Source organism: Paracoccus gahaiensis (assembly GCF_005048225.1).
Taxonomy (GTDB): domain Bacteria; phylum Pseudomonadota; class Alphaproteobacteria; order Rhodobacterales; family Rhodobacteraceae; genus Paracoccus; species Paracoccus gahaiensis.
Map to the genome: position 1 here is coordinate 1 of NZ_SUNI01000017.1, position 13,565 is coordinate 13,565.

Annotated in this window: 11 protein-coding genes; all 11 read left to right on the forward strand. The window is 68.9% G+C overall.

The features are described 5' to 3' along the window. Positions 1 to 31: 31 nt before the first annotated feature. Genes mmsA through FA743_RS15410 form a run of 11 tightly spaced genes read left to right on the forward strand, consistent with a single transcriptional unit; the run spans position 32 to position 13,485 of the window. The gene (gene mmsA, locus FA743_RS15360; RefSeq protein ID WP_136886980.1) at positions 32 to 1,552 is read left to right on the forward strand and encodes a multiple monosaccharide ABC transporter ATP-binding protein; all 1,521 of its coding nucleotides are present in this window, start codon (positions 32 to 34) and stop codon (positions 1,550 to 1,552) included. Positions 1,553 to 1,567: 15 nt separating this feature from the next. After that, positions 1,568 to 2,755, forward strand: coding sequence for a multiple monosaccharide ABC transporter permease (mmsB, locus tag FA743_RS15365; RefSeq protein ID WP_246054986.1), 1,188 nt, complete (start codon positions 1,568 to 1,570; stop codon positions 2,753 to 2,755). A gap of 4 nt (positions 2,756 to 2,759) precedes the next feature. Next, a complete protein-coding gene (araD1, locus tag FA743_RS15370) occupies positions 2,760 to 3,749 on the forward strand; it encodes an AraD1 family protein (protein WP_136886981.1) in 990 nt (329 codons plus the stop codon). Between the two features lie 11 nt (positions 3,750 to 3,760). After that, complete coding sequence (gene araD / locus FA743_RS15375; RefSeq protein WP_136886982.1) at positions 3,761 to 5,503, forward strand: L-arabinonate dehydratase; 1,743 nt, start codon at positions 3,761 to 3,763, stop codon at positions 5,501 to 5,503. Beyond that, a complete protein-coding gene (locus FA743_RS15380) occupies positions 5,503 to 6,414 on the forward strand; it encodes a Gfo/Idh/MocA family protein (protein ID WP_136886983.1) in 912 nt (303 codons plus the stop codon). The genes araD and FA743_RS15380 overlap by 1 nt, the downstream gene beginning before the upstream one ends. Before the next feature lie 10 nt (positions 6,415 to 6,424). After that, positions 6,425 to 7,933: an aldehyde dehydrogenase (NADP(+)) gene (locus FA743_RS15385; RefSeq protein WP_136886984.1), complete on the forward strand. Its 1,509-nt coding sequence runs from the start codon at positions 6,425 to 6,427 to the stop codon at positions 7,931 to 7,933. A 43-nt stretch (positions 7,934 to 7,976) separates the two neighbouring features. Next, on the forward strand, positions 7,977 to 8,927 hold the full coding sequence (gene ytfQ, locus FA743_RS15390) for a galactofuranose ABC transporter, galactofuranose-binding protein YtfQ (protein ID WP_136886985.1): 951 nt from the start codon (positions 7,977 to 7,979) through the stop codon (positions 8,925 to 8,927). A gap of 58 nt (positions 8,928 to 8,985) precedes the next feature. Then, complete coding sequence (locus tag FA743_RS15395) at positions 8,986 to 10,494, forward strand: sugar ABC transporter ATP-binding protein (RefSeq protein ID WP_136886986.1); 1,509 nt, start codon at positions 8,986 to 8,988, stop codon at positions 10,492 to 10,494. Continuing rightward, positions 10,491 to 11,537, forward strand: coding sequence for an ABC transporter permease (locus FA743_RS15400; protein WP_136886987.1), 1,047 nt, complete (start codon positions 10,491 to 10,493; stop codon positions 11,535 to 11,537). Before FA743_RS15395 ends, FA743_RS15400 begins: the two co-directional genes overlap by 4 nt. Beyond that, positions 11,534 to 12,508: a galactofuranose ABC transporter, permease protein YjfF gene (gene yjfF, locus FA743_RS15405; protein WP_136886988.1), complete on the forward strand. Its 975-nt coding sequence runs from the start codon at positions 11,534 to 11,536 to the stop codon at positions 12,506 to 12,508. The genes FA743_RS15400 and yjfF overlap by 4 nt, the downstream gene beginning before the upstream one ends. Next, complete coding sequence (locus FA743_RS15410) at positions 12,505 to 13,485, forward strand: aldose epimerase family protein (protein WP_136886989.1); 981 nt, start codon at positions 12,505 to 12,507, stop codon at positions 13,483 to 13,485. Before yjfF ends, FA743_RS15410 begins: the two co-directional genes overlap by 4 nt. The last annotated feature ends 80 nt before the right edge of the window (positions 13,486 to 13,565 follow it).

Here is a 13,565-nt window from a genome sequence, read left to right on the forward strand (position 1 = left end):
GCGGGGCGGCGCCGCCAAGGGGGGATGGGCCATGACCGCGCTGCTTGAAATGCGCCGCATCAGCAAAAGCTTTCCGGGCGTGAAGGCTCTGGACGATGTCAGCCTGTCCGTGGCCGAGGGCGAGATCCATGCCATCTGCGGCGAGAACGGCGCCGGCAAGTCGACGCTGATGAAGGTCCTGTCCGGGGTCTATCCGACCGGCAGCTATGAGGGCGAGATCGTCTATGACGGCCAGCCTGCCGCCTTCCGCACCATCCGCGACAGCGAGGATCGGGGCATCATCATCATCCATCAGGAACTGGCGCTGGTGCCCTTGCTGACTATCGCCGAGAACATCTTCCTGGGCAACGAGCGCGCCAGCCGCGGCGTCATCGACTGGCCCGAGACCTTCCGCCAGACCGAGGCTCTGCTGGCCAAGGTCGGCCTGCGCCAGACGCCCGGCACCCGCGTGGAATCCCTGGGCGTGGGCCAGCAGCAGCTGGTCGAGATCGCCAAGGCCCTGTCCAAGAACGTGCGCCTGCTGATCCTGGACGAACCCACCGCCGCCCTGTCCGAAGGCGATAGCCAGGCGCTGCTGGACCTGCTGCTGGAGCTGAAGGCGCAGGGCGTGACCAGCATCATCATCAGCCACAAGCTGAACGAGGTGCGCCGCGTGGCCGACAGCGTCACGGTGATCCGCGACGGCGCAGCCATCAGCACCATCGACGCGCGGGCGGGCGATCTGACCGAGGACCGCATCGTGCGCGACATGGTGGGCCGCGACATGGCGCATCGCTATCCCGACCGCGAGCGGCGGGCGGGCGAGGTGGTCTTCGAACTGCAGAACTGGAACGTCTGGCACCGCGACAGCCGCGACCGCCAGATGATCCGCGACCTGTCGATGACCGTCCGCGCCGGCGAGGTGGTGGGCATCGCCGGGCTGATGGGCTCGGGGCGGACCGAACTGGCGATGAGCGTCTTCGGCAAGAGCTATGGCCGCAACATCTCGGGCGTGGCCCGGATGCACGGGCAGGTGGTCGATGTGTCCACCGTGGACCGCGCGATCGCCGCCGGGCTGGCCTATGTCACCGAGGACCGCAAGACCTTGGGCCTGATCCTGGACGAGACGATCCGCCGCAACACCGTGCTGGCCAACCTGGACAAGGTCGCCACGCGCGGGATCGTCGACGAGGGGCGCGAGACCGAGGTGGCCGAGGGATACCGCCGCGCCATGCGCATCCGCACGCCGTCGGTCTTCCAGAAGGTCGTGAACCTGTCGGGCGGCAACCAGCAGAAGGTCGTGCTGTCCAAGTGGCTGTTCACCGACCCCGAGGTGCTGATCCTGGACGAGCCCACGCGCGGCATCGACGTGGGCGCGAAATACGAGATCTATAGCATCATCAACGACCTGAGCGCCCAGGGCAAGGCGGTCGTCATGATCTCGTCCGAGATGCCCGAGCTGCTGGGCATGTGCGACCGGATCTACGTGATGAACGAGGGCCGCTTCGTCGGCGAATTGACGGCGGCCGAGGCCAGCCAGGAAGCGATCATGTCGCTGATCGTCAGGGATTAAGGAAAGGGACGGGCCGTGGAACAGGCTGAACGCGCGCCGGGCACCGGCATCGGCGACTATCTTGCGCGGCATCTGCGCGAATACGGGCTGCTCTTCGCGCTGATCGCGATCATGGCCTTCTTCCAGATCGTGACCGGCGGCGTGCTGCTGCGCCCCGTGAACATCACCAACCTGTTCCTGCAGAACAGCTACATCATCATCATGGCACTTGGCATGCTCTTGGTGATCGTGGCGGGGCATATCGATCTGTCCGTGGGGTCCGTCATGGGTTTCATCGGGGCGCTGGCGGCGGTGATGATCGTGACCTGGGGGATGCCGGTCTGGCTGGCGGGTGCCATCTGCCTGGTCGCGGGCATGGCGATCGGGGCGGTGCAGGGCTATTTCGTGGCCTATTGGAAGATCCCGTCCTTCATCGTCACGCTGGCGGGGATGCTGATCTTTCGCGGCCTGTCGCTGTGGCTGCTGGCGGGCCAGTCGGTCGGGCCCTTCCCGGCGAACTTCCAGCTGCTGTCGACGGGCTTCATCCCCGACCTGATGGGCATCGGGCGTCCGAACGGGCTGGCCTTGGCCTCGGGCGTGCTGGCCGTGGCGCTGATCCTGTGGACCGGGCTGCACAGCCGGGCCCGCAGCGCGCGCTATGGCATCGACGACGAGCCCTTCGCGCTGTTCCTGATCCGCACCGGCATCGTGGCCGCGGCGATCCTGTTCGTCACCTGGAAGCTGGCCTGGTTCCGGGGCCTGCCCAACGTGCTGCTGTCGATGGTGGTGCTGACCGTCATCTATGTCTTCCTGACCGAGCGCACGACCATCGGGCGGCGCATCTATGCGGTGGGCGGCAATGCCAAGGCCGCGAAACTGTCGGGCATCCGCACGGAACGGCTGACCTTCCTGACCTTCGTGAACATGGGCCTTCTGGCCGCGCTGGCCGGGCTGATCTTCGCCGCGCGGCTGAACACCGCCACCCCCCGCGCGGGCTTCGCGGTCGAGCTGGACGTGATCGCCGCCGTCTTCATCGGGGGCGCGTCCATGTCGGGCGGCGTGGGGCGGATCGTGGGGGCGGTCACCGGCGCCTTCATCATGGGCGTGATGAACAACGGCATGTCGATCATGGGGATCGGCATCGATTACCAACAGGTCATCAAGGGGATGGTGCTGCTGGCCGCCGTCTTCTTCGACGTCTACAACAAGAACCGAGAGGCCTGATTTCATGTGGCTGTCCCAACTGACCCTGACCGACGGCACCCGCGCCGTCGCCCTCCGCCGCGACACCGGCGCCCATCTGGTCCAAGGCACGAGTTCGACCCGAGAGCTGGCCTTGGCTGCATGGGCCGCGGGCCATGATCTGGCGACCGAGGTCGCCGCGCGCGGCACCGGCGAGGCCGTCGATCTGGACGCCGCGCTGGCCGAGGGGCGGGTGCTGGTCCCGCTTGATCACGACGACCCGGCGCATCTGCACCTGACCGGCACCGGGCTGACCCATCTGGGATCCGCCGCCACCCGCGACGCGATGCACAAGAACCCCGATCCGCAGAGCATGACCGACAGCATGAAGATGTTCCGCATGGGGGTCGAGGGCGGCAAGCCCGCCACCGGCGCGGTGGGCGCGCAGCCCGAATGGTTCTACAAGGGCAACGGCCATGCGGCGGTGGCGCCCGGTGCCGCCCTGACCTCGCCCGGCTTCGCGATGGATGCCGGAGAGGAGCCCGAGGTCGCTGGCCTCTACGTCATCGCCCCGGACGGCACGCCGCTGCGGGTGGGCTTCGCGCTGGCCAACGAGTTCTCCGACCACGTGACCGAGCGCGGCAACTATCTGTGGCTGGCCCATTCCAAGCTGCGCCCCGCCAGCTTCGGCCCCGAGCTGCGCGTGGGCGACCTGCCCGCCCATGTCGAGGGCACCAGCCGGGTGATCCGCGACGGCGCGGTGATCTGGGAAAAGCCCTTCCTGTCGGGCGAGGCGAACATGTCCCACAGCCTGGCCAATCTGGAACATCACCATTTCAAGTACGACATCTTCCGCCAGCCCGGCGACGTGCATGTGCATTTCTTCGGCACCGCCACGCTGTCCTTCGCCGATGGCATCCGCGCGCAAACGGGCGATGTCTTCCAGATCGACTGCCCCGATTTCGGCCTGCCGCTTGGCAATCCCCTGACGCAATCCGACGACGCGGCGGCCTTGGTCGCCGTCGCCGCCCTCTGAAGGTCCCGGTCATGACATTCACCCCCGCCCCCTGGCCCCGCCGCCTGCGCTCTCAGGAATGGTATGGCGGCACGTCCCGCGACGTCATCTATCACCGCGGCTGGATGAAGAATCAGGGCTATCCGCACGACCTGTTCGACGGGCGTCCGATCATCGGCATCCTGAACACCTGGTCCGACCTGACGCCCTGCAACGGCCATCTGCGCGAGCTGGCCGAAAAGGTGAAGGCGGGCGTGTGGGAGGCAGGGGGCTTTCCGGTCGAGGTTCCGGTCTTTTCGGCCTCCGAGAATACCTTCCGCCCCTCGGCCATGATGTTCCGCAACCTGGCGGCACTGGCCATCGAGGAAACCATTCGCGGCCAGCCGATGGATGGCGCCGTGCTGCTGGTCGGCTGCGACAAGACCACGCCCAGCCTGATCATGGCGGCGGCATCCTGCGACATCCCCTCGATCGTGGTCACCGGCGGGCCGATGCTGAACGGCCATTTTCGGGGCGAGCGGGTGGGCTCGGGCACGCATCTGTGGCGGTTCAGCGAGGCGGTGAAGGCCGGCGCGATGAGCCAGGACGATTTCCTGGAAGCCGAGGCCTCGATGTCGCGATCCTCGGGGACCTGCAACACGATGGGCACGGCCTCCACCATGGCCTCGATGGCCGAGGCGCTTGGCATGGCGCTGTCGGGCAATGCCGCGATCCCGGCGGTGGACAGTCGCCGCCGTGTCATGGCGCAGATGTCGGGGCGGCGCATCGTGCAGATGGTCAAGGACGACCTGAAGCCCTCGGACATCATGACCCGCGAGGCCTTCGAGAATGCGATCCGCGTCAACGGCGCCATCGGCGGATCAACGAATGCGGTCGTGCATCTGCTGGCCATGGCCGGGCGCGTGGGCGTCGACGTGACGCTGGAGGATTGGGACCGCTGCGGGCGCGACGTGGCGACCATCGTGAACCTGATGCCCTCGGGGGCCTATCTGATGGAGGAGTTCTTCTATGCCGGCGGCCTGCCCGTGGTCATCAAGCGGCTGGCCGAGGCGGGGCAGCTGCACCGGGATGCGCTGACCGTCAGCGGCCAGACCATCTGGGACGAGGTCCGCGACGTGGTGAACTGGAACGAGGACGTGATCCGGCCCGTCAAGAATCCCCTGACCCCGCAGGGCGGCATCGCGGTCCTCAAGGGCAATCTGGCGCCCCGGGGCGCGGTGCTGAAACCCTCGGCCGCCAGCCCGCATCTGCTGGTCCATCGCGGCCGTGCGGTCGTCTTCGAGGATATCGACGACTACAAGGCCAAGATCAACGACGAGGCGCTGGACATCGACGAGACCTGCGTGATGGTCCTGAAGAACTGCGGCCCCAAGGGCTATCCCGGCATGGCCGAGGTCGGCAACATGGGCCTGCCGCCCAAGGTGCTGCGGCGGGGCATCACCGACATGGTGCGCATCTCGGACGCGCGCATGTCGGGGACGGCCTATGGCACGGTCGTGCTGCACACCTCGCCCGAGGCGGCGGCAGGCGGTCCCTTGGCCGTCGTGCGCGACGGCGACATGATCGAGATGGACGTGCCGAACCGCCGCCTGCATCTGGACATTCCCGAGGCCGAGCTGATGGCCCGGCTGGCCGCATGGCAGCCGCTGCCCGACCAGCCGACCAGCGGCTATGCCTTCCTCCACCAGGCCCATGTGATGGGCGCCGATACCGGCGCGGACATGGACTTTCTGGTCGGTTGCCGGGGCAATGCGGTCGGAAAGGACAGCCACTGATGAAGATTGCCCTGGTCGGCATCGGCAAGATCGCGCTGGACCAGCACGTGCCCGCGCTGGCGGAGAGCCCCGATTGGGATCTGGCCGCCACCGTGTCGCGCAGCGGCACCGTGCCCGGGGTGGACGCCTTCACCGACATCGACGCGATGCTGAAGGCGCATCCCGATATCGGCACCGTCAGCCTGTGCCTGCCCCCCGTGCCCCGCTTCGAGGCCGCCGTGCAGGTGTTGCGCGCGGGGCGGCATCTGATGCTGGAAAAGCCCCCCGGCGCGACCCTGTCCGAGGTGCATGTGCTGGCCGATCTGGCCCGGGCGCAGGGGGTGACGATCTTTGCCAGCTGGCACAGCCGCATGGCGCACGCAGTCGCCGCCGCCAAGGCCTGGCTGGCCGACAAGATCATCCATGAGGGCCGGATCATCTGGCGCGAGGACATCCGCAAATGGCATCCGGGGCAGGACTGGATCCTGGCGGCGGGCGGCATGGGGGTCTTCGATCCCGGCATCAACGCCCTGTCGATCCTGACCGAGATCCTGCCCGCCCCCGTGCATCTGACGGCGGCCGATCTGGACGTGCCCGCCAACCGACAGGCCCCCATCGCGGCGCGCCTGAACCTGTCGCAGGACATCACCGCCGATCTCGACTTCCGGCAGGAGGGTCCGCAGACCTGGGACATCGAGCTGCAGACCGATGCGGGCCATCTGGCCCTGCGCATGGGCGGCAACCTGCTGGAGGTCGACGGCACCCGCGTGGAAGGGCAGGATAGCATCATGGGGGAATACCCTGCGCTTTACGCCCGCATGGCCGGGCTGGTGCGCGACGGCGCGTCGGATCTGGACCTGGCACCGATGGTGCTGGTCGCCGACGCATTCACCTTGGGGCAGCGGACGACCGTTGACCCCTTCGACTTCTGAAGGACAAGACATGACCCAAGACACCCATGGCAAGCATCTGATCGCGGGCGACTGGCTGGACGGCGAGGGCGTGTTCCGATCCGCGCCCGCGACGGGCGAGGGACGCGACTATGCCTCGGGAACCGCCGCGCTGGTCGACCGCGCCTGCCTCGCCGCCGAAGGCGCCTTCGCGGCCTATGCCGCCACCACCCGCAGCGACCGCGCGGCCTTTCTGGAGGCCATCGCGGACCAGATCGAGGCGCGGGCCGACGCCATCACCGCCATCGGCACGCAGGAAACAGGTCTGCCCGAGGCGCGCCTGCAGGGCGAGCGGGGCCGCACCACCGGCCAGCTGCGCCTGTTCGCCGACCACATCCGGGCGGGGGATTATCTGGACCGCCGCCATGACGCGGCGCTGCCCGACCGCGCACCCCTGCCGCGCCCCGACCTGCGGATGATCCAACGGCCCATCGGCCCGGTCGCGGTCTTCGGCGCCTCCAACTTTCCGCTGGCCTTCTCGACGGCGGGGGGCGACACGGCCTCGGCGCTGGCGGCGGGCTGCCCGGTCGTGGTCAAGGGCCACCCCGCCCATCCCGGCACCGGCCAGATCGTGGCCGAGGCCGTCGACGCCGCGATCCGCCAGACCGGAATGCCGGCGGGCGTCTTCAGCTTCATCCATGGCGACACGCACGAGGTGGGCCAGGCGCTGGTCACCCACCCGCTGATCAAGGCGGTGGGCTTCACCGGGTCCCTGCGCGGGGGCCGTGCGCTCTATGATCTCTGCGCCGCCCGCCCCGAGCCGATCCCCTTCTATGGCGAGCTGGGCAGCATCAACCCCTGCTTCCTTCTGCCCGAGGCGCTGGCCGCCCGGGCCGAGGCCATCGCCAAGGGCTGGGCGGGCAGCCTGACCATGGGGGCGGGGCAGTTCTGCACCAATCCCGGTCTGGTGATCCTGCCTGCCGCCCATGCCGACGCCTTCGCCACCGCCACCACGGCGGCCTTGGCCGAGGCGCCCGCGCAGGTCATGCTGGCCGACGGCATCGCCGAGGCCTATCGCTCTGACGTGGCCCGCTTGGGCGACGGCGCGACGCCGGTGGCCATCGGCGACAACAGCGGGCGCCAGGCCCGGCCCGCGGTCTTCCGCACCACCGCCGCACAGTTCATGGCCGACCACACGCTTGGCGAAGAGATCTTCGGCCCCGCCGGCCTGATCGTCGCCACCGACAGCGACGATCAGATGCTGGATCTGGCCCGCGCGCTGGAGGGGCAGCTGACCATCACCCTGCAGATGGACGAGGGCGACACCGCGCTGGCCACCCGGCTGATGCCGGTGCTGGAACGCAAGGCGGGCCGGATCCTGGCCAATGGCTGGCCCACCGGGGTCGAGGTCGCCGATGCGATGGTGCATGGCGGGCCCTATCCGGCCTCGACCAATTTCGGCGCGACCAGCGTGGGGACGATGGCAATCCGGCGCTTCCTGCGCCCGGTCTCGTTCCAGAACATCCCCGGCGCCCTGCTGCCGGAGGATCTGCGCGACTGACCCCAAAGGTCGCGTTCCATGTCAGACGTCCAGGGAGGACCCCATGACCAGAACCTTGATGACGACCGTCGCGGCGCTTGCGCTGTGCGGCACCGCAGCCTCGGCCCAGACCGTCGGCTTTTCGCAGATCGGCTCTGAATCGGGCTGGCGGGCGGCGGAAACCACGCTGACCCGTCAGCAGGCCGAGGAGCGCGGCTATCAGCTGCAATTCTCGGATGCCCAGCAGCGCCAGGAAAACCAGATCGCCGCGATCCGGTCCTTCGTGGCGCAGGGGGTCGATGCGATCCTGCTGGCCCCCGTCGTGGCCACGGGCTGGGATTCGGTCCTGCAGGAGGCGCAGGAGGCCGAGATCCCGGTGGTGCTGCTGGACCGCCGCGTCGACAGCGCCGAGGATCTGTACCTGACCGCCGTGGGCTCGGATCTGGTCCATGAGGGCGAGGTCGCGGGCCAGTGGCTGGTCGATCAGGTGGCGGGCGAGGACTGCCGCATCGTCGAACTGCAGGGCACCACCGGCTCCAGCCCGGCCATCGACCGCAAGGCGGGCTTCGAGGCCGCCATCGCGGATCACGAGAACCTGGAGATCGTGCGCAGCCAGACGGGCGATTTCACCCGCGCGCAGGGCAAGGAGGTGATGGAGAGCTTCCTGCAGGCCGAGAATGGCGGCGCCGACATCTGCGCGCTCTATGCCCATAACGACGACATGGCGGTGGGCGCGATCCAGGCCATCAAGGAGGCCGGTCTGGCCCCGGGCGAGGACATCCTGGTGGTGTCCATCGACGCGGTGCCCGACATCTTCCAGGCGATGGCCGCAGGCGAGGCCAATGCCACGGTGGAACTGACCCCCGACATGGCCGGTCCCGCCTTCGACGCGCTGGAGGCCTATTGGGCCGACGGCACCGAGCCCGAGAAGTTCATCCAGACGGAATCGCGGCTCTATACGCAGGCCGACGATCCGCAGGGCGAATACGACCGCCGCAAGGATCTGGGCTACTGATCCCTCGCGGGCGGGCCGCAGCCGTGGCCCGCCCGACCCTTGGAAAGGACTCACGACGATGCTGCTTTCGATCCGGTCCCTGACCAAGGTCTTTCCCGGCACGCGGGCGCTGGACGATGTCGATCTGGACATCGCGGCGGGCGAGGTCCACGCCCTTCTGGGCGAGAACGGCGCGGGCAAGTCCACATTGATCAAATGCCTGACCGGCGCCTATCGCCGCGATGCGGGCACCATCACGCTGGAGGGCGCGGCCATCGACCCGAGGTCCACCCGCGAGGCGCAGGAGCTGGGCATCGGCACCGTCTATCAGGAGGTGAACCTGCTGCCCAACCTGACCGTCGCGCAGAACCTGATGTTCGGGCGCGAGCCCCGGCGCTTCGGCATGATCGACCCGCGTGCGACCCGGGTGCAGGCGCGCGAGACGCTGGCCCGCTATGGGCTGACGATCGACGTGGACCGCGATCTGGGCAGCTTTTCCGTGGCCATCCAGCAGATCGTCGCCATCGCGCGGGCGGTCGAGATCTCGGGCAAGGTGCTGATCCTGGACGAGCCGACCGCCAGCCTGGACGCCGCCGAGGTGGCGATGGTCTTCGACGTGGTGCGGTCCCTGCGCGACCGGGGCATGGGCATCGTCTTCGTGTCGCATTTCCTCGATCAGGTCTTCGATCTGACAGACCGGGTCACGATCCTGAGGAACGGCCGCAAGATCGTCACCACCCCCACCAAGGGCCTGTCCCGGATGACGCTGGTCGAACACATGCTGGGCCGGGCGCTGGACGAGGCGACCCACGCCCCCGCGGGCGCTGCCGCATCGGCGCCCGAGCCGGTGCTGTATTTCGACGGCACCGGGCGGGCAGGGGCCATCGCGCCCTTCGATCTGTCCATCGGGGCGGGCGAGGTCGTGGGCCTGGCGGGCCTTCTGGGATCGGGACGGACCGAGACGGCGGAACTGCTGTTCGGCGTGCGGCCCCTGCAGACCGGCAGCGCCCGCGACACCCAGGGGCCGCTGGACCTGCGCAGCCCGCGCGCCGCGATCCGGGCGGGCTTCGGCTTCGCCCCCGAGGATCGCAAGACCGACGGCATCGTCGCCGACCTGACGATCCGCGAGAACATCATCCTGGGCCTGCAGGCCCGGCGGGGCTGGGCGCGGCCCATGCCCCGCGCCCAGCAGAACCGGCTGGCCGACGACTATATCCGGCGCCTCGACATCCGCACCTCGGGGCGCGAACAGCCCATCGGGCAATTGTCCGGCGGCAACCAGCAAAAGGCCGTGCTGGCCCGCTGGCTGGCGATGAACCCGCGCTTCCTGATCCTGGACGAGCCGACGCGCGGCATCGACGTGGGCGCTCATGCCGAAATCCTGCGCCTGATCGCCGAACTCACCCGGCAAGGCATGGCGGTCCTGATCATCAGCAGCGAGATCGACGAGATGGTGGCGGTGGCCGACCGCGTGATCGTGCTGCGCGACCGGGCCCATGTGGCGGAACTGACCGGCGATCAGGTCTCGGGCGACGCGATCATGCGCGCCATCGCCGAGGGGGATCTGCCGGGCGGGGTGGCGGCATGAGCGGGACCCTGCAGCGCATCGCGCCCCAGCTGATTGCCCTGGCCGCGCTGGTGGCGCTGGTCTCGGTCTTCTATCCGGCGTTCCTGTCGGTGCAGATGAATGACGGGCGGCTGGTCGGGCCGGTCATCGACGTGCTGAAGCGCGGCGCGCCGGTGGCGCTGCTGGCCATCGGCATGACGCTGGTCATCGCAACGCGGGGCATCGATCTGTCGGTGGGCGCGATCATGGCCATCTGCGGCGCGGCGGCGGCCTGGGCGCTGGCTTCGGGCTGGGGCACCGGGGCGGCGCTGGCCCTGGCCTTGGCCGCCGGGGCCGGGGCCGGGCTGTGGAACGGGCTGCTGATCGCGGGCTTCGGCATCCAGCCCTTCGTGGCGACGCTGATCCTGATGACCATGGGACGCGGCGTGGCGCAGCTGATCACCGAGGGGCGCATCCTGACCTTCACCGATCCCGGGTTTTCCTGGCTGGGATCCGGCACCGCCCTGGGCCTGCCGGTGCCGGTCTGGCTGTGGCTGCTGGCGGGGCTTTTCGTGGCGGCACTGATGCGGCGCACCGCGCTTGGCCTGTTGATCGAGGCGGTCGGGATCAACCGCCGCGCCTCGGCCCTGGCGGGGGTGAACGCGACGGTGCTGCTGGTCGCGGTCTATGTCGCATCCGGCCTCTGCGCCGCATTGGCGGGCATCGTCGAGACCGCCGACATCCGCGGGGCGGATGCCAACAACGCAGGCCTGTGGCTGGAGCTGGACGCGATCCTGGCCGTGGTCATCGGAGGCAACTCACTGCTTGGGGGGCGGTTCTCGATCGCCGCCTCGATCCTGGGGGCGCTGATCATCCAGACGATCACCACCGGCATCCTGCTGGCGGGCTTTCCGTCCGAATACAATCTGGTCATCAAGGCCGGGCTGGTGCTGGTCATCCTGATCCTGCAATCGCCCCGCATCTCGGCGGAATGGCGGCTGATGCGCGACAGCCGCAGGGTCCAGCCGAAACCCGCCCCGGCGAAGGCCACCCCGACCAGACCCGCGCCGGAGGACCGGACATGAACACCCGCGCGCTGCCGCTTTACGCGACCATCGTGATCTTCCTTTTGGCCTGCGCGCTGGCCTGGACGCAGTTTCCCAACATCCTCTCGACCCGGGTCTTCGGCAACCTGCTGACCGACAACGCCTATCTGGGCATCGTCGCGGTGGGCATGACGCTGGTCATCCTGTCGGGAGGGATCGATCTGTCCGTGGGCGCGGTCATCGCCTTTTCGGGCGTGTTCATCGCGGTGATGCTGCGCGACACCGGCCTGCACCCGCTGCCGGTCTTTGCGCTGCTGCTGCTGCTGACCGGAGCCTTCGGGGCGGGGATGGGGTTCCTGATCGACCGGCTGGCCATGCCCGCCTTCATCGTTACGCTGGCAGGCATGTTCCTGGCACGCGGCGCGGCCTATATGCTGTCGATCCCCTCGGTGCCGATCACGCATCCCTTCTACCAGACGCTGCAGGGCGCCTATGTGCTGATGCCGGGCAAGGGGCGGCTGACGCTGATCGGGGTGCTGATGGTCGCGGTGGTCGGGCTGGGCATGGCCCTCGCCCACCGGACCCGCTTCGGCACATCCGTCTATGCCCTGGGCGGAGGCGAGCAGACCGCGCGCCTGATGGGCGTCAACCAGGGGCGCACGACGGTGCTGGTCTATGCCTTCTCGGGGCTGATGGCCGGGCTGTCCGGGATCGTCTTCTCGGTCTATACCGGATCGGGCTATGCGCTGGCGGCGGTGGGGACCGAACTGACCGCCATCGCCGCCGTGGTCATCGGCGGCACCCTGCTGAGCGGCGGGGCGGGCTATGTCTTCGGAACGCTGGTGGGGGTGATGACGATGGGGCTGATCCAGACCTATCTGGTCTTCGACGGGTCGCTGTCCAGCTGGTGGACCAAGATCGTCATCGGGTTGCTGCTGCTGGCCTTCATCCTGCTGCAGAAGGGGCTGCTGCGCCTGTCGCGGGGCCGGCTGGCGGGGGGCGGGGCATGAGCGTCGCCCCGGCCGGCATCCTGCCCGACGGGCGGCAGGTCGAGCGCATCACCCTGCAGGACGGGCAGCTGCAGGCCCAGATCCTAACGCTTGGCGCCATCGTGCAGGATCTGCGCCTGGCGGGCGTGGATCACCCGCTGGTGCTGGGCTGCCCGGACCTTGCCGATTACCTCGACCGGGGCCGCTATCTGGGCGCCATCGTCGGGCGCTGCGCCAACCGCATCGCGGGCGGCCGCTTCCGGCTGGAGGGGCAGGCACATCAGGTCGATCTGAACTTCCGCGACCGCCATTGCCTGCATGGCGGATCGCAGGGCACCGATCTGCAGCTGTGGAACATCGTGGACCTGACGCCCGCCTCGGTGACGCTGCGGCTGGTCCTCGAGGACGGTCACATGGGCTTTCCCGGACGGATGCGCATCACCGCCCGCATCGCGCTGCAGGACGACACGCTGCGCTTTCAGCTGACCGCCATGGCGGATCGCGCCACGCCCTGCAACCTGACCCATCACGGCTATTTCGCGCTGGACGGGCAGGGCGGCGTGGCGGGCCAGACGCTGTGGATCGATGCCGACCGCTACCTGCCCGTGGACGACGACCTGATCCCCACCGGCCATATCGCCCCGGTCGCGGGCACGCCCTTCGACTTCCGCGACCCGCGCCCGATCCGGCCCGGCGCCTATGACCACAACCTGTGCCTGTCGGACGGCCCGCAGCCCCTGCGCGAGGTCGCGCGGCTGACCGGGCGCGAGGGCCTGACCCTGCGCCTGTCGACCACTGCCTGCGGGCTGCAGCTCTACGATGGCGCGCACCTGCAGGACGTGCCGGGACTGGAGGGGCGGACCTACGGCCCCCATGCGGGCCTTGCGCTGGAGGCGCAGCTCTGGCCGGATGCCGTGAACCGCCCCGGCTTTCCCGACATGATCCTGCATCCCGGGGCGGTCTGGTCGCAGACCATCTGCTATCGCTTCTCGACCTGACCGGGTTGGGGGGCCTCCATTTCATAGATAAACATGATTATGTATCGAACTGTTCAGATCGGATCCGGCACGTGCTCCGA